Here is a 22,893-nt window from a genome sequence, read left to right on the forward strand (position 1 = left end):
TGATCAGGTGTCCGGGATCAAGCCCGCCAAGCTCATTGCAATGTAACCCCCGTCAGGGGCCATCAGCCTTCGCTGACGCCATATCCGGCAGCAATCTTTGTGCATCAGGCTCGAGGTAGTTCAGTGACAGATCTATCGAATTCCAATGCACGGAGTCGGAGAACAACCCGAAGATGTCACCGCTGGTGAATTGCGGGGAGCGGGACGTCGCGGCGAAGAGCGACTCGTCGTATTCGGACGCGATGTCGGCGGGACGATACCCCATCAGCTCCAGCACGGTGGGGACGATCTGGAAATGGCTCGCCTTGTCGCGATTGGCCGCGGCGCCGGCTGCGAAACGCGCCCTCAGCGCCGGATCGGCGGCATAGGCCATCAATGGAACAAGACCCACACGCGGATCGGGATCATAGATGGTGCAGTGGGTCGATTTGCCGACGTTCAGCGCCTGTCCGTGGTCGGACGTATAGATCATCGCGGTATTCGAAAGATCGGCGCTCTCGAACAGCTTTTTCATGAAGAGGTCGACCGACCAGCGGACCGCATTGCGGTACGACGCCAAGCGTGTCATGGCCGTGTCCTTGCCGGCCGACGCGACTGTCGGTCCGTAGACGGCTTCCGATGCAGGATAGGACCAGTCATAGGGAAAATGAGCGCCGTTCTTATTGGCGTAAATGAAGACTGGCTGGCTGCCGGCCAGCTCGCCGCGCAGGATGTCGATCAACCGGAAATCGGCGCGGTCCATCCGTACGTCGTCCATGAAATAGGTCTTGTCGATGTCGCGCTTTTCTCGCACCGTCATGAAATTCGTGCTCCCCAGGAGGACGGCTGCCTTGGCGGTCGACTGCGCGTCGATATATACCGTCCGGTATCCGGCCTTCTTCGCGTACTGCCAGATCGTTGGGTTGGTGTTGACGGAATGGGCGAGATCGCGGCGCGACGCCGTGAGGCGCAGTATGGCGTTCGAATAAACACTGCAGTCGCCGCCGGACACGGCGGGACCGAAATCGACGAATCTGTCGGCGAGGGCGGCGATGTTCGGTGTGTACGAATTGCCAGGCGAGAGATCGACGAAATCGGCGCGAACGCTTTCGTCGATCATCATGACGATGTTGCGAGGCCTGGCCTGCGCCGTGGCGTTCCATGTGACGGCGCGTCGCTCCGGGGCGCCTTGTGTCACGATCCGCTCCGCGGCCATCGCGGACAGAGCCAGCGGAGCAAACTGCTTCGGCAGGCCGGAGGAGCCGCCTCCGTCCTTGGCATAGACCACGGCCGCGATAATCAGGATCGGCAGCAACGGGAGCCACGCCATGCGCCTTACCCATATCGAGAGCCGGGCGCCTGTCACTGCCGGTGGAATCGAAATCGACGTCACGCCAAAGGCCATGATCGCCACGGCGGGCCAGATCAGCCGATCGTAGAAACCGGCGGCCTCGCCGATGGAATTGCGGCTTGCCCAGAGGGAAAGGATATCGAAGACCGACAGATCGGCGTGACTTACCTGGAAATAGACCCAGGCTGCCGCGCTCGACAGTGCAAGCGGCACGGCCCATAACAGGCGTGTGACGAGCCGGGGCTGGAATGACGCAAACAACAACGCCACCATGGCCAGTCCCCAGATTGCGAGGAATGGAGCCAGCGTGGTGAAGCGCCCGTTGGCGAACAGATTCCCGACGCGATCCCAGAAATCGAAATTGGTGACCGCCACGAAAATGGCGATCATGGTCAATTTGACACATATGGCTGTAACGCCCCAGCGACTGCGATGATGGGCCGGAGCCTGATCGATGCGTTCACCCGCGCCAGGCATGACGACCCCCCGTATTTTGTAGAGTTTTGACGACAAGGCCGCGGTGATCGTTGCGTTGGACGTGCACCGGTCTCGGAGACGATTCCGAACTGCGGACAACCCACTCGGCCGCCCCTGGAAGACGGCCGTTCAGACAGCGTTCCAAGAAGCTGCCGCCCCGCATCGGGGCCTTATTCGGTGGCCGGCGGTCAGCGAAGCGTTCGCTGGTACAGCTTGGTTCGTGCGTCGACCGACGACGGAACCATTGGCCAAACGCTCGCATGCGCTGCAGTTCTTCGAACTCCAGCCGCGATACTCCTCGCCACGTTGAACCGATCCCCTGGCGTAGCATCAGCGTTTCAAGATCGCTGCCATTGCGCTTGATCAGTTGGCGAGGTTGGTCTTCCGGTATGCTCCGTGCTCCACCAGGTAATCATAGTCTGCAGCCACCTGCCATGCGTATGCGGTTGTCCGGCGGCCACGCAATGGCGGGTGGGCCTTTAGCAGCCTAACTAACCTGATGCCTCATGGGCCTTCAGTTCCAGCAATATGTGCTGATCTGAAACCCGTAGCTTCATTCATATGAAGGAGGCCGGTGTGCGATCCCCCGGCTGCTGGTTTTCGCGACAGCCGCCTCTACCTGGACCCCAAGCGAAAAGAGTGGGTCGGGTCGGCAGCCAATGCGGCGCGATGCATTGGGGAGGGGCGTTGCGGAAACGAACAAGCGTCAGCCGCCGGTGCGGCCGGGAGGGCGAATCAGCGCACACTTGCGCCGATGGAAGATGCTCGACGACATCGCGCGTGACGAAGCCGCCGGGCAGGCCGGTGAACCCGTATCGATCCATTTGAATGTCGTGAGCCAAATGGGGCGCGGCGTGGCGATGAGGTCCGTGGCCACCACCACGTTGATCTTCAGAAGAACGCGGCCGAGGTTGGACCGGGTTTCTGGGCCAACCGGCACAAGGTCTTAGCCAAGTATCTGAAAGGATGGTGGGCGTGACAGGGATTGAACCTGTGACCCCTGCAATGTCAATGCAGTGCTCTCCCGCTGAGCTACACGCCCATCCGAAGCCGCGCATACACCACTTTTGGTCCGGCGCGTCAATAGCAGGAAAAAGGAAAGAAGGCGTCGTCTCGCCGCAGCGGCGATGCCCTTGTGGAAAGCGGCTCAGGCCGCCTGCAGCATCTTCTCGACCTCATTGACGAGATCGCGCAGGTGGAAGGGCTTCGACAGCACCTTTGCGTCTTTCGGCGCCTTGGAATCCGGGTTCAGCGCAACGGCGGCGAAACCGGTGATGAACATGACCTTGAGGTCGGGATCGATCTCGGTGGCGCGTCGTGCCAGCTCGATGCCGTCCATCTCCGGCATGACGATGTCGGTCAGCAGGAGCGAGAACGGTTCCTCGCGCAGCCGCTCATAGGCGCTGGCGCCGTTGTCGAAATCGCTGACCTGGTAGCCGGCGCGTTCCAGCGCCTTGACGAGGAACCGACGCATATCGTCGTCGTCTTCCGCCAGAAGAATGCGTGCCATGATATCCCGTCCGAATCACCCGCCCGAGACTGCCGCCCGGGCAGCCCGTTAACCATCCTGTATATGAGGAGGTGACGGTAAACATCAAGTGAACGCGGCGAAGCATTATCCGCATTTGGCAAGGCGATGAGGACGGCGAAATGCTGGACATGCGGCCAGCAAGGTGGCACTTTCATGCGATGATGCATTGGTGTTTTCGGGTTCGTGCAAATTGAAGACGGCAGCCGAGGATTTTTCGGTCGTTCAACCCTTCGAAATCCGATCGGGCGCCGAGCAGCGCGTCCCCTTCCTGTTCAACTCACCACATAGCGGCCGCTACTATCCGGAACGCTTCCTTGCCATGGCAAGGCTCGACCGCAACGCCATCCGCCGCTCGGAGGATTGCTACGTCGATGAATTGTTCGGCGGCGCCGTGGCGCTGGGCGCGCCGATGCTGGCGGCGAATTTCCCGCGAGCCTATCTCGACGTCAATCGCGAGCCATGGGAACTCGACCCGCGCATGTTCGCCGAGCCGGTGCCATCCTTCTGCAACATCCGCTCGGCGCGGGTGGCGGGCGGGCTTGGCACCGTGCCGAAGCTGGTGGGCGAGGGGCTCGACATCTATTCCGGCCGCTTGCCTCTGGCCGAAGCCGTTGCCCGCATCGAGGCCGTGTACAAACCCTATCACGAAACGCTGAAGCGGCTTTTGACCAGGACCCATGCCCGTTTCGGCTTTGCCGTGCTGATCGACTGCCATTCGATGCCGGCGAGCATCCGCGTCGGCGACAGCGGACTGCGGCCCGATTTCATCATCGGCGACCGTTTCGGCATTTCGGCCACCGCTGCCCTGACCGAGACCGCGATCGGCCTGCTGACCGCCATGGGCTATACCGTCGCCCACAACAAGCCTTATGCAGGCGGCTTCATCACCGAGCACTATGGCCGCCCGGCGCGCCATCTGCATGCGTTGCAGATCGAGGTCAATCGCGGGCTCTACATGAATGAGCGGACGTTTGAGAAGGCCGCCGGCTTCGACGCGCTGGCCGATGACCTGACGCGATTTTCAGCGGATCTGATGGCAATGCCTGACCATCACTTCATCGACCTGCCGCTGGCGGCGGAGTGAAATCGGGTCTTGTTCGTGCATGTCGTTGTCCCGAAACCGCCAGGCGCTCTTGGGTGACATGCCATTGAAACCGCAGTGTAAAAAAAGACCGCATCGTTTGCACGATACGGTCGAAGTCTAGGGAGGAAACGCCCAAGGAGGGCATGGACAGGAAAACCTGTCCGAGGTCGAGGGTATTGTGCGGTGCACAAATGTCAAGCGATCTTCAGGCTTTTTTAATTCAGAGTGATGTGGAAACTGCGTTTCGATGACGTTGATGTGACATTTGGGCAACAGCCGTCGCGACGAATAAATCGATAAACAGGCTTGTTTTGGCGGGAAAGTGTCGGCAGAGCCCGGTTGGGCACTCTGCAATGCGGGAGAATCAGTTGGACGTCAGCATCGATTTCATGCGCCGCATCGCGCAGGCGGCAGCGGCGGAAACCCTGCCGCGCTTTCGCGCCCAGGGTGCGGTGGCCAACAAGGAGCAGGGCAGTTTCGATCCGGTCACGGAAGCCGATCGCGAGACGGAACGCGCCATCAGGGCGCTGATATCGGCGCATTATCCCGACCATGGCATTCTCGGTGAGGAGCACGGCAGCGAGAACATCTCCAGCCGGCATGTCTGGGTGATCGATCCGATCGACGGCACGCGGGCCTTCATCTCCGGCCTGCCGGTGTGGGGGACGCTGGTCGGGCTGACGGTCGACGGCGACGCGGTTGCCGGCATGATGGCGCAGCCCTTCACCGGCGAACTGTTCTACGCCAACGCCTCCGGTTCGCACTATGAAGGGCCGGGCGGACCGCGCAAACTTTCCACCCGCAAGACGACAAGGCTCGACGAGGCAACGCTGTTCACCACCACGCCGGCGCTGTTCAAGGGCGAGGCGCGCACGCGCTATGACGCGTTCGAGAAACAGGTCCAGCTCGCCCGCTACGGTGCCGATTGCTATGCTTTCGCCATGATCGCCTCGGGAAGCGTCGACATCGTCGCCGACCCCGGCCTGAAGCCCTACGACATCGTGGCGCTGATCCCGATCATCGAGAAGGCGGGTGGTGTCGTCACCACCTTCGACGGCGGACCGGCGGAAAAGGGTGGCGATGTGTTGGCGGCGGCGACGCCGGAGCTTCACGCGGCCGCCATGGCTGCCCTGCGCGGCTGATCGGCCTCAGCGCGATCTGATCGAGCGCTGGAATTCCGCGGGCGTACGGCCATACACCTGCTTGAACGACGCGCTGAAATGGCTGTGGCTGGAAAAGCCGAGGTCCATGCCCAGCGTGGTCAGATTGTCGTAGCGGCCGAGCAGGTCGAGCCCGCGCGCCAGACGCAGGCGCAGATGATAGCGATAGAGCGGCATGGCCTCGACCTGCTGGAACACCTGGGTCAGATAGACCGGCGAAACGCCGACCTCGGCGGCAATCCCGGCCAGCGTCCAGCGCCGCGACAGGTCCGACGACAGCACGAGCTTGGCCCGGTCGACCAGCTTCTGCCGTCCCGGGCTGGCACCCGCGACATGCGAGGTGCGCTCGCCGAGCGAGCGCCGCACCAGTGTCAGGGCAAGCGTCTCGGCTTCCAGTGTTTCGGCGATATTGCGGCTCAGGCTGTGGCGCAGCATTGCCACCAGTGCCTGCGCACGCGGGTCGATGCGCCGGCGCTGGCGCCGAAACGCCAGGCGGTCGGCTGGGCGCAACTGCTCCTTCGGCGCCAGTTCGCGCAACTGGCCTTCCTCCATGACGAGATCGAGGCAGGCATCACCGCCCTCGACGGGGTGGCTGACCTGATAGGGCTCGGCCTCATTGAAGAACAGCAGCTGGTTGGCTTCCGCGACAGCGTCATTGCGGCCGACATGGCGCACGAAGACGCCTCGATAAGGAAACACCAAATGCGTGGACGACGTGCATTCCTCATCGCTCCTGTGACGGCATTCGCCGCTGCAGACGACGTCCCGCACCTTGACGATGCCGGTATCGAGAAGCGGCTGAACCGTGAATTGCGACATGGCCGTTGCGCTTTCTTCTCACGCCGAAAAATCACTCCGGCATCGCGATGGGCACTTTACGTGAACGGCCTGCCCATTCCTGTCAGGAGACTTCTCGAAAACGCCTCTCAGTTCCGCAATTGGCGCTTGAACTCCGAATAGACCTGGCCGCGTGACAGGCCGATGTCCTTGAGTTGTTCATCGCTCATTTCGAGCAAGGCAAGGCGGCTTCGGCGTTTCTCCATCTGACGGCCAAGCCATCTGGCCACGGCAACGCATTGGGCGAGCAGGGTCCGCCGGAGGGTTTCGGTGCGGATTACCGGCGCCGGGCCTGGGCCAGCCAGGCGTTGCGCCGCGGCATGATCGGGGCGCATGGCTCAATCCTCGCTCACGCCGGACGCCGAGGCGCCGGCTTCATTCAGCGCCTTGGCGCATTCCTCGCAGCAGACCTCGACGGTCTTGCCGCCGACCTTGACGCGGATCGGGTTGGCGTCCAGCTGGCAATCGCAGGCGGCGCAGGTTTTCTCGGTCATGATCTCATCTCCATGGCGTTCAATTCGACGCATGCAGATGAGCATTCCCGGGTGGACCGGGCTGTCAGAATCTTTAGCACTTTGCGTGCTGCTCGGCTGGACGAAGCCCCCTTCCTGACAACGCTGTGTCAGCTATGCCTGCCCATGGAGGACAGCGCCATGGTCAGGCCGTCGGGTCGTCGGAGCCGGGAATGAAGGCGTCGAAGGCGGCCAGGAATTGCTCGCGGTAGAGGTCGACTTCCTGCAGGATTTCATGCTTGGAACCGTCGATCATCAGCAGGGAACCGAGCCGCAGACTTCTGGCATAGGTTTCGACCGCCTTGGTCGAGACGACCTGGTCGGTACCGGCGGCGATGATTAGCAAGGGCACCTGGATCCGGGCCATGAAGTCGGGGTCGCTGATCGCTTCCGACGCCTTCGCCGCTGCCTGCAGCCAGCGGATCGTCGGGCCGCCAAGCGCCAATTGCGGATGCTCTTCGTAGATGCGCGTGTTGCGCCGATAGCGCTGAGGGTCAGACGTCACCTTGTTGGCCTCGAATGGCAGTGTCTGTCTCGGCCGCGGACCCCACGCGGCGTAGAGCCGGCCGAGCCCCAGTGCACAGAAAAACGAACATACACGGCGGACCGTCCCGATCGAGACCGGCAGGTCGGGCAAGGTCAGGAACGGCGCGATCAGCACCATGCGGCGCACACGGTTCACCATGGACGGCGCGGCAAGCAGCGTGATCACCGCACCCGCCGAGTGGGCCAGGATATAATACGGCCCGCGACAGTCAGGCAGCACGATCTCCTCGAAGAACTGCTCGAGGTCCGCGGTATAATCGCGGAAGGACCTGACATAGCCGCGCTGGCGATCGCGGATCAGCCGGTCGGAATCGCCCTGGCCGCGCCAGTCGAGCGTGGCGACACCAAAGCCTCGGGCGGCAAGGTCGCGGATGGTCTCGAAATATTTCTCGATGCACTCGTTGCGGCCGGACAGCAGCACCACCGTGCCGCGCATCGGCCGCGCCACCGCCGCGAACAGGCCATAGCGGATCTTCTTGCGATCGCGCGTGACGAAGAAGCCGCCGGTGGCGTTTTCCGGTCGCGGATTGCCCTCGGTTTCGTGGAAAAGCGGCGTGTCGTGGAGAAGGTCCGTCATTCGGCGCTTTGTGCTCGGCGTCTCACCAGCCTTTCGCGGCTGGCCTCGTCAAGGTGATAGACGCCAATGCGTCAAAAGCAAAGGAATTCCGGGCGAGGGGAGACCGGCAACGGGAAAGCCGGAAGCCGCTTGAGAGCGTACTTCCGGCCCCTGTCGATCCGGGAGGAAGGGACGTTAACACCCGGTTCGGCCTCGTTGCGGCGCCTTTGTTTGACGCAATTCCGGACGGAAAACCGCTTCACACTTTTCCTGGAATTGCTTCAAGCAATCCGGCGCCGCCAATCCTTGATCTTGAGGTCACTCTAGCGGCACACGTCTGAACGCGCGCCGAAGGTCCGGTTCATCTGCCGTTCATCAAGGGGGCGGGCGGCGTGGTTTTTTGCCATTCGGCGAAACTTGAAATGCATTCGGGCGCTCCCCAAATGTGGAATGCGGTCGCCAATGTCGGGGCCGCTGGTCTTCCCGAAACGCCGCTCAAGGGTTTCGCACCGACCATACGCAAACCATGTTGCTCAACAGGAGAACACCTCATGCGTCACGTTGATTTTTCCCCGCTTTACCGTTCGACCGTCGGCTTCGACCGTCTCTTCACCATGCTGGATTCGCTTGCGCAGCCGGATGGCGCGCAGACCTATCCGCCCTACAACATCGAGCGTACCGGTGAGGATTCCTACCGAATTTCGATGGCTGTCGCCGGCTTCTCGGACGAAGAGATCTCGATTGAAGCCCACCGCAACGTGCTGACCGTCAAGGGTGAGCGCAAGGACGAGGGCACCGGCGAAGGCTCCGAGCTGCTCTATCGCGGCATTGCCTCCAGGGCCTTCGAGCGCCGCTTCCAGCTTGCCGACCACGTTGAAGTCGTCGGCGCCGCGCTGAAGAACGGCCTGCTCTTCGTCGATCTCAAGCGCAACATTCCCGAGGAACTGAAGCCGCGCAAGATCGCGATCACCTCGGCCCCGGCCAAGGCCAAGCAGATCGAGGCCAAGACCGCTGCCTAACGTTTAAGTCTCCTCCCGAGACGGAAGCGGCGCCGAAAGGCGCCGCTTTTTTGTTGTCCGCAGGTCGCCTATCCGGCGATCAACTGGCCAAAGCGGTCGACTTCCTCGGCTGACGTCGCAAAGCTGGTGACGAAGCGATAGAGCAGCTCGTCCTCGCCGACATGGCCGTCAAATCCATGCGGCTTGTGCCAGTCGTAGAAGGCGGCACCGGCGGCTTGCAGCCTGTCGGCTTCGGCTTTCTTGATCACCGCGAACACCTCGTTGGCCTGCGGCAGCCAAGCCAGCTTCGCATGGGCCGAATCCTCGATTGCCGCCGCGAGACGTGCGGCCATGGCGTTGGCGTGGCGCGCGGTATCGAGCCACTGATCGTCCTTGAAGTAGGCTTCGAACTGCGCCGCGACGAAGCGCGACTTGGAAAACAGCTGGGCGGCGCGCTTGCGCAGGAAGGCCAACTCCCTGGCGCGGTCGAGGTCGAACAGCACGATCGCCTCGGCGCACCAGCAGCCGTTCTTGGTGCCGCCGAAGGACAGGATGTCGACACCGCGTTTCCAGGTCATTTCGGCCGGCGTCGTCTCGAGCGCAACCAGCGCATTGGCAAAGCGGGCGCCATCCATGTGCAAGGGCACGGAATGCTGCTTGGCGATGGCCGAAATCGTCTCGATCTCGTTCAGACCATAGATGGTGCCAACCTCGGTCGACTGGGTGATCGAAACCGCCATCGGCCGTCCCCAATGGACTATTTCGGGCGCGAAGCGGCCAATGGTTCGCTCCAGATTGTGCGGGTCGATCTTGCCGAGCGCGCCGTCGATGGCATGCAGCCGCGCGCCGCCGGAAAAATATTCCGGCGCACCGCACTCGTCTTCGATGACATGCGATTCGCGGTGGGCGAAGGAAATACCACCAGGCTTGTTGAAAGTGGTCAGCGACAGCGAATTGGCGGCGGTGCCGGTCGCCACGAAGAACACCGCGACCTCGCGTTCGAAAATCTCGCTGAAGCGCTGGTAGACTGCCTGGTCGAGCGCGCTGTCGCCGTAGGCGGCGGCAAAGCCGGCGGACGCGGCCGACAGGCCGGCAACGATATTGGGATGGGCGCCTGCCCAATTGTCGGAAGCGAAGAACATGCATCTGCCTGTGTTGGGGAAATCGGCGCGGAGTTGACCGGTTTAACGCGTCAACCGCAAGAGCCAGATGCTGGAAAACCGTTAAAGCCAGCCGTGGCGGCAGGCGGGAAACGGCGACTGAAGCTTACGTTTTCTCTCAACTTCACGTAATTTTATGTCGCGGAAGCCTCAAGTTTTTTGTGAATCGGTCTTGTGTGCGCCAGGGAATTCTGCCATAAAAATTTAGGACAGTAGTGCTGTCTTATTTTGTCGCACAAAACAGGCTGGATTGGCGTAAAATATTGGCCTCTCCGGCTGTTGCCGCGAGCGACAGGTGGACGGCCAGACGCTGGCCTGTACGATACCAGATGCGAACCATGCGGAAAGCCGCCTGGTTCGGCAAGGATTTCGCAAGACGTGCCGCAAGGATCAGGGTGAGCCAAGCGCTTGCCGAGGCAAATTAGCGACCGAAGAATGGCCAGCGCCTGAAGGGCTGGAATGGAGGACAGGACAATGACGGACATGACGCTCTCTGCGACGAACGGCCAGGCCGCGCAGACGAAAGCGGCTGCCGTCAAAAATACACCTCGAACCGACATTGGCCGAACCGGTTTTGCCTCTCAGGGCCTCTACGATCCGCGCAACGAGCATGACGCCTGTGGCGTCGGCTTCATCGTCAACATGAAGGGCGTGAAGTCGCATCAGATCGTCAAGGACGGCCTTGCCGTGCTCGAAAACCTGACGCACCGCGGCGCCGTCGGCGCCGACCCGCTGGTCGGCGACGGCGCGGGTGTGCTGGTGCAGCTTCCCGACCAGTTCTTCCGCGAGGAAATGGCCGCCAACGGCATCGAACTGCCGCCGGCTGGCCAGTATGGCGTCGGGCACTGGTTCATGCCGCAGGACGCGGCGCTACGCGCCCATATCGAGGACATCATCGCCGAATCGGCGCAGTCCGAGGGGCTGCCTCTGCTCGGTTTCCGCGACGTGCCCGTCGACAATTCGTCGCTGTCGAAGGCGCCCGACATCGTGGCGTCCGAGCCGTTCCACCGCCAGGTGTTCATCGGGCGCACGGCGGACATTCCCGATGATGAAGAATACGAGGCCCGGCTCTATCTGCTGCGCAAGGTCATTTCGGGCCGCATCTATGCCGAGAACGACAACAAGGATATCGGCGCCTATTGCGTGTCACTGTCGGCGCGCACCATCGTCTACAAGGGCATGTTCCTGGCCTATCAGGTCGGCGCCTATTACAAGGATCTCAAGGACCCCCGGTTCGAGACGGCGCTGATCCTGGTGCACCAGCGTTTCTCGACCAACACCTTCCCGTCGTGGAAGCTGGCGCATCCCTACCGCATGGTCGCGCACAATGGCGAGATCAACACGGTGCGCGGCAACAACAACTGGATGGCTGCGCGCCAGGCGTCCGTCGATTCCGAACTGTTCGGCAACAACATCTCGAAGCTGTGGCCGATCTCCTATGACGGCCAGTCCGACACGGCGTGTTTCGACAATGCGCTCGAGTTCCTGTTCCAGGGCGGCTACAGCCTCAGCCACGCCATGATGATGCTGATCCCGGAAGCCTGGGCCGGCAACAAGCTCATGGATGCCGACCGCAAGGCTTTCTATGAATACCATGCGGCGCTGATGGAGCCGTGGGACGGGCCGGCCGCGGTTGCCTTCACCGATGGCCGCCAGATCGGCGCCACGCTCGACCGCAACGGCCTGCGCCCGGCACGCTACATCGTCACCGACGATGACCGCGTCATCATGGCTTCGGAGGCCGGCGTGCTGCCGGTGCCGGAGGAGAAGATCGTCCAGAAGTGGCGGCTGCAGCCCGGCCGCATGCTCTTGATCGACCTTGCCAAGGGCCGCATCGTGCCTGACGAGGAGATCAAGTCGGAGATCGCCACCAAGCATCCCTACAAGACCTGGCTCGCCAACACGCAGCTCATCCTGGAAGATCTCAAGCCGGTCGAACCGCGCGCGCTGCGCAAGGATGTCAGCCTGCTCGATCGCCAGCAGGCATTCGGCTACACCCAGGAAGACACCAAGCTGTTGATGTCGCCGATGGCGACCACCGGCCAGGAAGCCGTCGGCTCGATGGGCACCGACACGCCGATCTCGGCGATGTCGGACAAGTCGAAGCTGCTCTACACCTATTTCAAGCAGAACTTCGCCCAGGTCACCAATCCGCCCATCGATCCGATCCGCGAGGAACTGGTGATGAGCCTGGTGTCCTTCATCGGGCCGCGGCCGAACATTTTCGATCTTGTGGGCAGTTCGCGCCGCAAGCGGCTCGAAGTGCGCCAGCCGATCCTGACCAATGGCGATCTCGAAAAGATCCGCTCCATCGGCCACACCGAGGACCGTTTCGACACCAAGACGATCGACATCACCTATGGTTCGAACGAAGGCGCCGCCGGCATGCAGGGCGCCATCGACCGGCTCTGCGAACGCGCGGAGGCGGCGGTTGCCGGCGGCTACAACATCATCATCCTGTCCGACCGCCAGGTCGGGCCGGATCGGATCGCGATTCCCGCCCTGCTGGCGACGGCCGCTGTGCATCATCACCTGATCCGCAAGGGGCTGCGCACCTCCGTCGGCCTGGTCGTGGAATCCGGCGAGCCGCGCGAAGTGCATCATTTCTGCTGTCTCGCCGGCTACGGCGCCGAAGCGATCAACCCTTACCTTGCCTTCGACACGCTGCTCGATATGCACAAGCGCGGCGAGCTGCCGGAAGAGGTAGATGCCTACGAGGTCGTGTCGCGCTACATCAAGTCGATCGGCAAGGGCATCCTCAAGGTGATGTCCAAGATGGGCATCTCGACCTACCAGTCCTATTGCGGCGCGCAGATCTTCGACGCCATCGGGCTGAAGACCGATTTCGTGCAGCAGTATTTCACCGGCACCGCGACGCTGATCGAAGGCGTCGGGCTGGATGAGGTCGCGGGCGAGACCGTCAGCCGCCATACGGATGGTTTCGGCAGCGATCCGGTGTTGCGCAGCAGCCTGGATGTCGGTGGCGAGTACCTCTTCCGCATGCGCGGCGAGGCGCATATGTGGTCGCCCGACGCGGTCGCCACCTTGCAGCACGCCGTGCGCCAGGGCTCGTGGGAGACGTTCAAGGACTATTCCGCGCAGATCGACAGCGAGACGGCCCGCGCGCAGACCATCCGTGGCCTGTTCAAGATCAGGCTGGCGGACGAGACTGGGCGCAAGAAGGTCGCGCTCGACGACGTCATGCCGGCGGCCGACATCGTCAAGCGCTTCTCGACCGGGGCGATGTCGTTCGGTTCGATCTCGCGTGAGGCGCACACCACGCTGGCGCGCGCCATGAACCAGATCGGCGGCAAGTCGAACACCGGCGAGGGCGGCGAAGAGGCCGATCGCTATCTGCCGCTGCCTGGCGGCGGCAAGAACCCGGAACGCTCGGCGATCAAGCAGGTCGCCTCGGGCCGCTTTGGCGTGACGGCAGAATACCTCGTCAATTCCGATGTCATGCAGATCAAGGTCGCGCAGGGCGCCAAGCCTGGCGAGGGCGGTCAGTTGCCCGGCCACAAGGTCGACGCGACCATTGCCAAGGTCCGGCACTCGACGCCTGGCGTCGGCCTGATCTCGCCGCCGCCGCATCACGACATCTATTCGATCGAGGATCTGGCGCAGCTGATCTACGATCTGAAGAACGTCAATCCGGCGGCCGATGTATCGGTCAAGCTGGTCTCGGAAGTCGGTGTCGGCACGGTCGCGGCGGGTGTCGCCAAGGCGCGCGCCGACCACATCACCATCTCGGGTTATGATGGCGGCACGGGTGCCTCGCCGCTGACCTCGCTCAAGCATGCCGGCTCCCCCTGGGAAATGGGCCTGGCCGAAACGCACCAGACGCTGGTGCTTAACGGTCTGCGCAGCAGAGTCGCGCTGCAGGTCGATGGCGGCTTGCGCACCGGGCGCGACGTCATCATCGGCGCGCTGCTCGGCGCCGACGAGTTCGGCTTCTCGACCGCACCGCTGATCGCGGCCGGCTGCATCATGATGCGCAAGTGCCACCTCAACACCTGCCCGGTTGGCGTCGCCACCCAGGACCCGGTGCTGCGCAAGCGCTTCAAGGGCACGCCCGAACATGTCATCAACTTCTTCTTCTACGTGGCGGAAGAGGTGAGGGCGCTGCTGGCCGAAATGGGCTTCACCCATATCGACCAGATCATCGGCGACGCCGACCTTCTGGAGAAGCGCGACGTGATCCAGCACTGGAAGGCGCAGGGCCTCGACTTCTCCAAGATGTTCTACAAGCCCGATGTGCCGCATGAAGCGGCGCACTGGACCGAACGCCAGAAGCATCCGATCGACGACGTGCTCGACCGCAAGCTGATCGAACTGGCCAGGCCCGCGCTGGAGGCCAAGCAGCCGGTCAAGATCGAGGTCGACATCCGCAATGTCGACCGTTCGACGGGCGCCATGCTGTCGGGCGAAGTCGCCAAGCGCTTCAAGCACAAGGGCCTGCGCGAGGACACCATCCAGGTCAAGCTGACCGGCACCGCCGGCCAGTCCTTCGGCGCCTTCCTGGCGCGCGGCGTCTCGTTCGAACTCGTCGGCGCCGGCAACGACTATGTAGGCAAGGGCCTGTCGGGCGGACGCCTTGTCATCCGGCCACCGGAAGAGGCCAGGATCGTCGCTGCCGACTCAATCATCGTGGGCAATACGGTGCTCTATGGCGCTACCGAGGGCGAAGCCTATTTCGCCGGTGTCGCCGGCGAGCGTTTCGCGGTGCGCAATTCGGGCGTCGCTGCCGTCGTCGAAGGCGTCGGCGACCATGGCTGCGAATACATGACCGGCGGTGTCGTCGTCGTCATCGGCAAGACCGGCCGCAACTTCGCCGCCGGCATGTCGGGCGGTGTCGCCTATGTGCTGGACGAGGCGGGTGATTTCGCCGAGCGCTGCAACATGGCGATGGTCGAGCTGGAGCCAGTGCCGGAAGAAGACGATTTGATGGAAAAGCTGCTGCACCATGGCGGCGACCTCGACCACAAGGGCCGCGTCGACGTCACGGGCGACATGACCAGCCATGACGAGGAGCGGCTCTACCAGCTGATCTCGAACCACGTGCACTACACGGGTTCGGTGCGCGGCCGCGAGATCCTCGACGACTGGACGACGTTCCGGCCGAAATTCCGCAAGATCATGCCGGTCGAATATCGCCGCGCGCTGATCGAGATGGAGCGCATGCGCATGGGCGTAGCGGCCGAATAGACCTATGAGAACTGCCGGGGAGCCCAGGCTTCCCGGCCCACCTTCATCGACAGTTTGACCTCCGGGGCAAGGTTGCCATGGCTGCCTCAAGAGGTTAACGGGTGCGGCGAGAACCGCACCATCTGGACAGCAGGAACTGGACTATGGGCAAGGTAACAGGCTTTCTCGAAATCGACCGGCAGGTGCACAAGTACCAGCCGGCCTCCGACCGCATCCGGCATTTCCGCGAATTCACGCTGCCGATGTCGGACAAGGAGGTCGAGAAACAGGCCGCGCGCTGCATGGATTGCGGCATTCCGTTCTGCCACGGGCCGACAGGCTGCCCCATCCATAACCAGATCCCGGACTGGAACGACCTCGTCTACAACCGGGACTGGGACAACGCGATCCGCAACCTGCATTCGACCAACAATTTCCCGGAATTCACCGGCCGCATCTGTCCCGCGCCCTGCGAGGAAGCCTGCACGCTGAACCTCGAGGACATTCCGGTCGCCATCAAGACGGTGGAACAGGCTATCGCCGACAAGGCCTATGAGACTGGCCATATCAGGCCCTATCCGCCGGAGAAGAAGACTGGCAAGCGGGTTGCCATCATCGGCTCCGGCCCGGCCGGCATGGCGGCTGCGCAGCAGCTCGGCCGCGCCGGCCATGACGTCCATGTCTACGAGCGCGAAAGCCGCCCGGGCGGGCTGATGCGCTATGGCATTCCCGACTTCAAGATCGAGAAGCACTATATCGACCGGCGCATCGAACAGATGCAGGGCGAGGGCGTGACCTTCCATTGCGGCGTCAATGTCGGCGTCGACAAGCCTGTCGCCGAACTGCTCGCCGAACATGATGCCGTGCTCTATTGCGGTGGCTCGGAAACGCCGCGCGCGGCCAATATTCCGGGAGACGATCTCGGCGGCGTGCATGACGCCATGCCTTATCTGGTGCAGCAGAACCGCCGCGTCGGCGGCGAGCCGATCCAGTCGGTGGCGTGGCCGTCGCATCCAATCATCGCCGGCGGACAGCATGTCGTCGTCGTCGGTGGCGGCGATACCGCGTCCGACTGCGTCGGCACCGCCTTCCGCCAGGGCGCGGTGCGGGTCACCCAGCTCGACATCCGCCCGCAGCCGCCGGAGAAGGAAGACAAGCTCGCGGTCTGGCCCTATTGGGCGACCAAGATGCGCACCTCGTCCTCGCAGGCCGAGGGTGCGGAGCGCGAGTTCCAGGTGGCGACACTCGAGTTCATCGGCGAAGACGGCCAGTTGACCGGCGTCAAATGCTGCGAGGTTGACGAGAAGCGCAAGCCGATCGCCGGCACCGAATTCGTCATCCGCGCCGATCTCGCCTTCATCGCCATCGGTTTTGCCGGCCCGGCGACGGCCGGCGTGGCGAAGGAGCTGGAAGGTGAGATGAAAATCATCACTGACAGCCGACGCTCCCGGAATGTCGAGGCCAATGACCGCGACTACCGGACCAGCGTCGACCGGCTCTATGCGGCGGGCGATGTCCGCCGCGGCCAGTCCCTGGTCGTCTGGGCGATCCGCGAGGGCCGCCAGGCGGCGCGCTCGATCGACGAGGCGCTGATGGGGTCGACCGTATTGCCACGCTGATACCGTTTGGAAACTCTACTCCTGCGGCCATCTGAGGGCGTTTTCTGTGCTTCCGGTGCTCACGTACTTAAATGTACGCTCTGCTCCGGTTCTCGAAAACACCATCATATGACTCGCAGGAGCGAGTTTCGAAACGGTCCCGGAGGCTCCGCTACTAAGGGGTGATCGCCGTCGTCGTGTCGGCCGCAGCGGCTGTCGCCGGCGGCTCGGCCTTGGGCGGCCAGGAAAAATCGTCGGCGCGTCCTGGCGACGCCTCGGAAGCCTTGCCCTCGATCACCAGTCGTTCCCCCGGAAGAGCCGGATTGGCTTTTGCCGGCGGCGCGGCGCCGAGCAGTTCGGTGCCGCCGTCGAGTGCGGGGTCGCTGAGCAGCATGGGTGCGGTGCGGTCGATCACGATGGGTGCCGCGGCCGGCGCCGGGGCCTCGACGGGCGCACCCGCCGGTGCCGTCGCCGGGGCCATGCTGCCGGGCGCGGCCAGGCCCAGGATCTTCATCAGCGGCTTTTCGGTGTAGAAGGCGAGCTTGCGCTTGCCGGCCTTGGAGACGTTGATGCCGTCATCGGCGCGCAGCCGCACAGGCTGGCCGTTCATGTCGGGGCCGGTGGTGACGAAGGCGCCGTTCTCATCGACGAACCCATCCCAGACATCGACGAATTCGCCGCCATGGCTTTCAGCGGCCTGGTGATAGATGTCGTTGAAGGCCAGCATGTCGGAGGTCATCTTCGGCACCCGGAAGGCCGGCATGCCGACCCAAAGGAAGGGCACCTTGGCGGCGGCGATAGCCTTGCCGAGTGCGTCGGTCCGGCGCTCATATTCCTTGGTCCAGTTCTCGGACCGGGGTTGCTCGCGCACGTCCCCCACCTTCATCTGCTGGCGATCGTTGGAGCCCAGCATGACCACCACCGCGGCCGGCTTCTCGGTCTCGATCAGCGATTTGATCTGTTCGGGCCAGTTGTAGAAGTCATCGCGCACGAAGCCAGACGAGCCATTGCTGCGCACGACGATCCTGACGCCGGGATTGTCGGCGAAGGCGGTGTCCAGGCCTTCGGCAAGGCCGGACGCCATGAAGTCGCCGACCACCAGCACGGTGCGGGCGTCCGGCGCCTTTTCGACGACTGGGGTTTCAGGCTCCGCCGGCGGGCGCGGGGCCCGCGGTTTCTTGGGCTTGGGTTTTGGTTTTGCCTTTTCGATATCGAGCGGTGGCTCGACGCGCTCGCTGCGGCGCGGGAAAAGCAGATCGCGCAACGACCAGCCACGGTTTTGCTGCGGCTGTTCCTGTGCCATGGCCGGCGCATGGAAGGCAGCGGCGGCGCCGACCGCCAGCAGGACGATCGCCAGAAAAAGGATCGGCGTGCGACGAACAAGGATCGCGATACGCGCGGCCGAAACCAATCACTCCTCCATCCCCTTGCGCCCGATCCCGCAAACCGGAGCCGGTTTTGCGGCCGGGCGCAAGTTCAAAGTGCCATGGCGCCGGATGCGTGCGCCAAAAATGCGCGCGGCGGCGTGGCTGGCTCTATTTTTGCCTGAGCCATTTGAGCACTTCCATGCTCGGATAGCCGTCCTGGGTCAAGCCGACCTTTGCCTGATAGGCCATGATGGCGGTTTTCGACCCGTCGCCGATCTTGCCGTCGAACTTGCCGTCGTAAAGCCCGTGCTGCGAAAGCCGCTTCTGCAACTCCTGCCTTTCCTCGAAGGAGAGCTTGGTGAAGGGCCGCTTCCAGTCCTGGACAAGGCCGTTGCCACCGGCGATCTCGTCGGCGAGAAGACCAACGGCAAGGGCATATTTGTCGGCGTTGTTGTAGGCCTTGATGACCGAGAAATTCCTGATCATCAGGAAAGCCGGGCCGCCACGGCCGTCCGGCACCTTCAGCGTCGCCTTGTCGGTGAGGTTCTTGAACGGCTTGCCGCTGGCCCTGACGACGCCGAGCGATTGCCATTGCGCCAGCGTCTTCGAGCCGCCCGGCAGTTTGCCGGCCGGTATGGCGACTTCGTAGCCCCAGGTCTTGCCGGCCTGCCAGCCATTCTTCTTCAACAGATTGGCTGACGTCGCCAGCGCATCGGGGATGGAATTCCAGATGTCGCGCTTGCCGTTGCCGTCCATGTCGACGGCATAATGCTGGTAGCTGGTGGGGATGAACTGGGTCTGGCCCATGGCGCCAGCCCAGGAGCCCATCAGGTGGCTTTCGTCGATGTCGCCGGTCTGCAGGATCTTCAGGGCCGCGACCAACTGGGTGCGGGCATATTTGGACCGTTTCGGGTCGCCATACCCCAAAGTCGCCAGCGAACGAATGACATTGCGCATGATGTCGTCGCGCTTGAGGATTTCGCCATAGTTCGATTCCATCGACCAGATGGCGAGCAGAATGTAGCGGTCGACGCCGAACCTCGCCTCGATCCTGTCCAGCCAAGGCTTCCACTTTTTCGCCATCTGCTGTCCGACGGCGACGGACTGGTCGTGGACGCGGTTGTCGAAATAATCCCAGGCGGGCGCGGTGAATTCGGGCTGGGTGCGCGCCTTTTCCAGCACCACCGGATCGGGCTCCTTGATGTCCCGGAAAGCCTGGTCGTAGACCGCGCCGGAAACGCCGCCCGCGACAGCAGTGGCGCGGAAGCCGGCGACCCATTGCCGGAAACCGGCGTCAGCGAAAGCCGGACCGGTGGGCATCAGCAGGGCGAGCGAGAGGCTGGCTGCCGTCATGACGCTGGTCAAACGTTTTGCGGCATTGCGAACGGACATGTTTTCCTCCTTCTCTGTCTCAGGAAAGACCATTCATCGCCGAACCGGGTTAGGAATTAGTTTACCATAGGCGTCGCCTGGAACGAAAAGACACCTCGATGCTTTAACCGGTGGAAGTTTCCCTCACCCGCTCCAGTAATCTTCAATTCCGGCGTGAAAATGTCGCCAGGCGGGGATTGCGGAGCCGGCCTGCAAACGGATAATTGAAAGCATGAAGAGAGTTCGCAAGGCAGTTTTCCCGGTCGCCGGTCTCGGCACGCGGTTCCTCCCCGCCACCAAGGCTGTTCCCAAGGAGATGCTGACCGTCGTCGACCGGCCGGTCATCCAGTATGTGGTGGATGAGGCGCGGGAAGCGGGCATCGAGCATTTCATCTTCGTGACCGGCCGCAACAAGGCGGTCATCGAGGACCATTTCGATATCCAGTTCGAGCTCTATGACACACTGGCCCAGCGCGGCAAGGACGAGCAGCTGGCCCGCCTGCAGCGGCTGCAGCCGGCGCCGGGGCAGACCAGCTTCACCCGCCAGCAGGTGCCGATGGGGCTCGGCCATGCCGTCTGGTGCGCGCGCGAACTGGTCGGCGACGAGCCGTTCGCGCTTTTGTTGCCCGACATGATCATGCAGTCGGAAAAGAGCTGCATGAAGTCGATGGTCGAGCTCTACGAGGAAACCGGCAACAACATCATCGCCGTGCAGGAATGCGATCCGGCTGAGGCCCACAAGTATGGCATCGTCGGCCGTGGCGAGGATACGCATCACGGCTTCCGCATCACCGAGATGGTGGAGAAGCCGAAAACCGGCACAGCACCCTCCAACCTTTACATCAACGGCCGCTACATCCTGCAGCCCGAGATCTTCAAGATCCTCGAAGGCCAGGAAAAGGGCGCCGGCAACGAGATCCAGCTCACCGACGCGATGCTGAAGCTGGAGAAGCAGCAGGCCTTCTACGGCTATCACTATCAGGGCCGCACCTTCGACTGCGGTTCGCCGGAAGGTTTCGTCGAGGCCAATGTCGCCTTCGCGCTGTGGCGCAGCGACATGAACGAGAACATGGCCGGTGTCATCCGCACGCTTCTCGATGAGATGAAGCCATCGGAGCGGCGTGGGGCCGCGTTTTAGGGTACGCCGATATTCAGGTGAGGCCGGCCTGCGAATGGCGGCGTTCTGCGCTTCCGGTGCTCACGTACGAAAAGTACGCTCCGCTCCGGTTCTCGAACACCACCATTCTCGGCTTGGCCTGACCTGAATCTCGACATACCCTTGGCGCGAATGCGTTCAGCGCTGCACTTTGAGGCCAAGGTAGATGCTGTTGGCGGTGTAGTCGCGGCCGGGCAGGTTGCTGGTCAGCTTCTCGGTTCTCACCCGGCTGGTGAGACCGGCATAGCGGTTCAGCCACCAGGTCAGTCCGGCCTCGGCGCTCAATATCCTGTCATGGCCATCGATGCCGATATAGTCTCGCCAGTCGAGCCCCAGAGCCGCATTTGCGGTGAGGTTGGCACGGATCAGCCGTTCCCCCGTCAGGCGGCCGGAATAGAGGATATCGCCGCTTTCGCCCGCGGTGGTCGTGGTTTCGACGGTGGTCTTGCCTGTCAGGCCGATCGTGGTTCCGCGCTGCGGCGACCATTTGAGGTCGGCGTTGACGGTGGCGCCCGAAATCGCTTCCAGGCTCTTGTCATCGATAGCTTCCCTCAGCCAACCGGCGGAGAATTCACCCGACAGCTTCTCACCCATGTCGAGTTGCAGGCCGGCGCGCGCGCCGAGCCGCGTCGAGGAGCGCTCGAAGCCTTCATTGTCGATGCGCTGATCGTAGACCCGGCGGCCGGCCTCGATTTCGGTGAACGGGGTGAGGGCCGGAGAGATTTCGTAGCCGGTGCGCAAGGTCGCCGTATAGAGCGTGTTGTCCTGATCCTTCTGCGACAGCGAGGTGCCGTCCGAAAGCTCCGCGTCGCCATAGAAGTCGTGCGAGACCGCGCCGGTCAACGTGTACTGCATCTTGCCGGCGGCCTTTTCGACACCGAGGCTGCCGTCGATCGTCTGGCGCAGCGGCTGGGTACTGACGCCGGCAATGGCGTTGGGCGATGACGCCGTTTCCGGCACGGCTTCGTAGCCGAGCTTGGCGATGGCGCGCAGTTCATTGTCGAGATCGACATTGAGCTGGCCTTCAATGCGGCCCTGCGCGTCGTGGACCGGGTAGCCCGACACGGTCTCGCGGAACAGGCCATAGCCGTCGATGGTGGCGGAGTTCTCGCGCCAGTCGGAGATGGCGGAAAAGCGCAATGCCGTTTCCGACAGCAGTGCCGATGTGCCGGCACTGCTCGAATCGCCGTTCGTGGTGGCGGTCAGACCCTGTTCGATCGACGGCCGGATGACGAAGGATCCCCATTTGACGCCGGTGGCGGCGAATGGATCGTCCTCGGCTTTCTTGTTCTGGCCTTCGATGGCGGCGGTGCGCTCGGCGCCAGGGTCGAGTTTCTGCCTGTCGGCGCTGTCCACGGTCAGGGCGCGGCGGTTGGCTGCTTCCTGATCGGTCGTGGCGTTGTCGGCATCGTCTGTCGCGGCGGCGGCGGTGTCGCTGGTCGCGGCCGTCGTGTTCTTTTTCTTTTTCGATTTGCCGGTCGTTCTGGCGTCCGTCCTGGTCTTGTCCTGATCCGCGGCAGTCTGCCTGGCGGTCGATGGACGGCGCCGAGGCTTGGGTGGCGTCGGAGTGTCGGTCGAGGCGTCGTCGGTCGCCTGCGGTGGATCGAAAATGCTGCCGGTGGCGGCGTTCGTGTCGGTGTCGTCGGGGACGGCGCCGGCGCTGGCCGGCAAATAGGTGCGTGGCGGCGTATCGTCCTGCGCGGCCGGCGCCTGCTGGCCCTGGGCGGCAAGGGCGAGTTGCCTTGCCTTGCGTTGCTGGTCGGACAGGATCGCCGATTCCGAAACCTCGCCGCGCAGCTCCGTTTCCTGGGCATGAAGCAGGCCCGGACGCGTCAGCGCAAAGATGCTGGTCGCCAGCAACAAGGCGCATACCGCCTTGCCCTGTCGTCCTCTTGATTTTTCTGGCTGGGCCCCGGACATCGCCACCACTGCTTGCGCGGCGCTATGCGCGCCATACTTACCGAACCGTAAATGGGGATGGTTAACGGAGGGTTGAGGCGGTTGCCGTTCGGCCGGTTAAAGCGGG

The 22,893-nt window shown here is 63.1% G+C and carries 16 protein-coding genes and 1 tRNA gene; 6 read left to right on the top strand and 11 right to left on the bottom strand.

Annotated features, from left to right (window positions below; genetic code table 11):
• Positions 1 to 52: 52 nt before the first annotated feature.
• The 3 genes from AC07UC_RS10845 to cpdR form a co-directional block, all read right to left on the bottom strand.
• Positions 53 to 1,294, bottom strand: a complete 1,242-nt coding sequence (locus AC07UC_RS10845; RefSeq protein ID WP_494905615.1) for a sulfatase-like hydrolase/transferase — start codon at positions 1,292 to 1,294, stop codon at positions 53 to 55.
• A gap of 1,480 nt (positions 1,295 to 2,774) precedes the next feature.
• A tRNA-Val gene (locus AC07UC_RS10850) sits at positions 2,775 to 2,849 on the bottom strand.
• Between the two features lie 105 nt (positions 2,850 to 2,954).
• On the bottom strand, positions 2,955 to 3,317 hold the full coding sequence (gene cpdR, locus AC07UC_RS10855; protein WP_006199474.1) for a cell cycle two-component system response regulator CpdR: 363 nt from the start codon (positions 3,315 to 3,317) through the stop codon (positions 2,955 to 2,957).
• Between the two features lie 163 nt (positions 3,318 to 3,480).
• Here cpdR and AC07UC_RS10860 point away from each other — a divergent pair, with 163 nt between their 5' ends.
• On the top strand, positions 3,481 to 4,422 hold the full coding sequence (locus tag AC07UC_RS10860) for an N-formylglutamate amidohydrolase (protein ID WP_140771865.1): 942 nt from the start codon (positions 3,481 to 3,483) through the stop codon (positions 4,420 to 4,422).
• Positions 4,423 to 4,790: 368 nt separating this feature from the next.
• A complete protein-coding gene (hisN, locus tag AC07UC_RS10865) occupies positions 4,791 to 5,564 on the top strand; it encodes a histidinol-phosphatase (RefSeq protein WP_494905619.1) in 774 nt (257 codons plus the stop codon).
• A gap of 6 nt (positions 5,565 to 5,570) precedes the next feature.
• Here the strand turns inward: hisN and AC07UC_RS10870 are convergent, their stop codons facing one another.
• The 4 genes from AC07UC_RS10870 to AC07UC_RS10885 all read right to left on the bottom strand — a co-directional run bounded on the left by AC07UC_RS10870 (position 5,571) and on the right by AC07UC_RS10885 (position 8,054).
• Entirely contained in the window at positions 5,571 to 6,401 is an 831-nt protein-coding gene (locus AC07UC_RS10870; protein ID WP_494905621.1) for a helix-turn-helix transcriptional regulator, read from the bottom strand.
• 107 nt (positions 6,402 to 6,508) lie between these two features.
• Entirely contained in the window at positions 6,509 to 6,754 is a 246-nt protein-coding gene (locus AC07UC_RS10875; RefSeq protein ID WP_494905623.1) for a DUF1127 domain-containing protein, read from the bottom strand.
• A gap of 3 nt (positions 6,755 to 6,757) precedes the next feature.
• Positions 6,758 to 6,913 carry a hypothetical protein gene (locus AC07UC_RS10880; RefSeq protein WP_171883282.1) on the bottom strand — a complete coding sequence of 52 codons (156 nt, stop codon included), beginning with the start codon at positions 6,911 to 6,913 and terminating at the stop codon, positions 6,758 to 6,760.
• A gap of 163 nt (positions 6,914 to 7,076) precedes the next feature.
• Positions 7,077 to 8,054: an alpha/beta fold hydrolase gene (locus tag AC07UC_RS10885; RefSeq protein WP_140771856.1), complete on the bottom strand. Its 978-nt coding sequence runs from the start codon at positions 8,052 to 8,054 to the stop codon at positions 7,077 to 7,079.
• Positions 8,055 to 8,584: 530 nt separating this feature from the next.
• On the opposite strand from AC07UC_RS10885, the gene AC07UC_RS10890 reads away from it, so the two are divergent.
• Positions 8,585 to 9,052 carry an Hsp20 family protein gene (locus AC07UC_RS10890; RefSeq protein ID WP_013893124.1) on the top strand — a complete coding sequence of 156 codons (468 nt, stop codon included), beginning with the start codon at positions 8,585 to 8,587 and terminating at the stop codon, positions 9,050 to 9,052.
• A gap of 68 nt (positions 9,053 to 9,120) precedes the next feature.
• Here AC07UC_RS10890 and AC07UC_RS10895 read toward each other — a convergent pair whose 3' ends face one another.
• Positions 9,121 to 10,173, bottom strand: a complete 1,053-nt coding sequence (locus tag AC07UC_RS10895) for a threonine aldolase family protein (RefSeq protein ID WP_494905626.1) — start codon at positions 10,171 to 10,173, stop codon at positions 9,121 to 9,123.
• Positions 10,174 to 10,665: 492 nt separating this feature from the next.
• On the opposite strand from AC07UC_RS10895, the gene gltB reads away from it, so the two are divergent.
• Together gltB and AC07UC_RS10905 are read left to right on the top strand one after the other, a co-directional pair.
• A complete protein-coding gene (gene gltB, locus AC07UC_RS10900; RefSeq protein WP_140771852.1) occupies positions 10,666 to 15,396 on the top strand; it encodes a glutamate synthase large subunit in 4,731 nt (1,576 codons plus the stop codon).
• Between the two features lie 143 nt (positions 15,397 to 15,539).
• A complete protein-coding gene (locus tag AC07UC_RS10905; RefSeq protein ID WP_494905629.1) occupies positions 15,540 to 16,994 on the top strand; it encodes a glutamate synthase subunit beta in 1,455 nt (484 codons plus the stop codon).
• 154 nt (positions 16,995 to 17,148) lie between these two features.
• On the opposite strand, the gene AC07UC_RS10910 is transcribed toward AC07UC_RS10905, so the two are convergent.
• Positions 17,149 to 18,384, bottom strand: a complete 1,236-nt coding sequence (locus AC07UC_RS10910; RefSeq protein WP_494905631.1) for an SGNH/GDSL hydrolase family protein — start codon at positions 18,382 to 18,384, stop codon at positions 17,149 to 17,151.
• Between the two features lie 124 nt (positions 18,385 to 18,508).
• On the bottom strand, positions 18,509 to 19,732 hold the full coding sequence (locus AC07UC_RS10915) for a lytic murein transglycosylase (protein ID WP_494905633.1): 1,224 nt from the start codon (positions 19,730 to 19,732) through the stop codon (positions 18,509 to 18,511).
• Positions 19,733 to 19,943: 211 nt separating this feature from the next.
• Between AC07UC_RS10915 and galU the strand changes: the two genes are divergently transcribed.
• Complete coding sequence (gene galU, locus AC07UC_RS10920; RefSeq protein WP_027030893.1) at positions 19,944 to 20,849, top strand: UTP--glucose-1-phosphate uridylyltransferase GalU; 906 nt, start codon at positions 19,944 to 19,946, stop codon at positions 20,847 to 20,849.
• A 156-nt stretch (positions 20,850 to 21,005) separates the two neighbouring features.
• Here galU and AC07UC_RS10925 read toward each other — a convergent pair whose 3' ends face one another.
• Entirely contained in the window at positions 21,006 to 22,787 is a 1,782-nt protein-coding gene (locus tag AC07UC_RS10925) for an outer membrane beta-barrel protein (RefSeq protein WP_494905635.1), read from the bottom strand.
• Positions 22,788 to 22,893: the final 106 nt, after the last annotated feature.

It is taken from the genome of Mesorhizobium sp. GW821-FHT04C10, from assembly GCF_059420305.1.

Excerpts from the sequence above, each read along its gene's own strand:
- cpdR (WP_006199474.1), bottom strand. The coding sequence starts at position 3,317 with ATGGCACGCATTCTTCTGGCGGAAGACGACGACGATATGCGTCGGTTC.
- AC07UC_RS10870 (WP_494905621.1), bottom strand. The coding sequence starts at position 6,401 with ATGTCGCAATTCACGGTTCAGCCGCTTCTCGATACCGGCATCGTCAAG.
- AC07UC_RS10875 (WP_494905623.1), bottom strand. The coding sequence starts at position 6,754 with ATGCGCCCCGATCATGCCGCGGCGCAACGCCTGGCTGGCCCAGGCCCG.
- AC07UC_RS10880 (WP_171883282.1), bottom strand. The coding sequence starts at position 6,913 with ATGACCGAGAAAACCTGCGCCGCCTGCGATTGCCAGCTGGACGCCAAC.
- AC07UC_RS10885 (WP_140771856.1), bottom strand. The coding sequence starts at position 8,054 with ATGACGGACCTTCTCCACGACACGCCGCTTTTCCACGAAACCGAGGGC.
- AC07UC_RS10890 (WP_013893124.1), top strand. The coding sequence starts at position 8,585 with ATGCGTCACGTTGATTTTTCCCCGCTTTACCGTTCGACCGTCGGCTTC.
- AC07UC_RS10895 (WP_494905626.1), bottom strand. The coding sequence starts at position 10,173 with ATGTTCTTCGCTTCCGACAATTGGGCAGGCGCCCATCCCAATATCGTT.
- gltB (WP_140771852.1), top strand. The coding sequence starts at position 10,666 with ATGACGGACATGACGCTCTCTGCGACGAACGGCCAGGCCGCGCAGACG.
- AC07UC_RS10905 (WP_494905629.1), top strand. The coding sequence starts at position 15,540 with ATGGGCAAGGTAACAGGCTTTCTCGAAATCGACCGGCAGGTGCACAAG.
- AC07UC_RS10915 (WP_494905633.1), bottom strand. The coding sequence starts at position 19,732 with ATGTCCGTTCGCAATGCCGCAAAACGTTTGACCAGCGTCATGACGGCA.
- galU (WP_027030893.1), top strand. The coding sequence starts at position 19,944 with ATGAAGAGAGTTCGCAAGGCAGTTTTCCCGGTCGCCGGTCTCGGCACG.
- AC07UC_RS10925 (WP_494905635.1), bottom strand. The coding sequence starts at position 22,787 with ATGTCCGGGGCCCAGCCAGAAAAATCAAGAGGACGACAGGGCAAGGCG.